This is a genomic window from Pseudoalteromonas sp. MER144-MNA-CIBAN-0113, assembly GCF_040308965.1.
GTDB lineage: Bacteria > Pseudomonadota > Gammaproteobacteria > Enterobacterales > Alteromonadaceae > Pseudoalteromonas > Pseudoalteromonas tetraodonis.
The window spans coordinates 1-247 of sequence record NZ_JBEOOG010000520.1 but is presented as its reverse complement, the minus strand read 5'-3'; the positions used below and the strand labels follow the sequence as shown (position 1 = coordinate 247).

Genomic DNA, 247 nt, shown 5'->3' with positions numbered 1-247 from the left:
GTTTAAGTAGCTGCTTTGAGAGTAATGTTCTACTACAAACTTACCGCGGTTAGCTGCTGCTAAGTAGGCTTCACGTTCATAATAGTAAGTGGCCACTTTTAGCTCATACCTTGCCATACGGTTTAACAACCACACTAAACGACGTTTTGCCTCTGGGGCGTAGTCACTTTGTGGGAAACGCTTAACCAAGGTTGATAAATCGGTAAAGGCCACACGTGTACGGTTAGCATCGCGGTCAGCTCTATCA

At 45.3% G+C, this 247-nt stretch carries 1 protein-coding gene; it reads right to left on the bottom strand.

What is annotated here, in order from left to right; genetic code table 11:
• The coding region (gene bamD / locus AAEY57_RS20775; protein ID WP_350608756.1) for an outer membrane protein assembly factor BamD at positions 1-247 on the bottom strand (247 nt) is incomplete at both ends.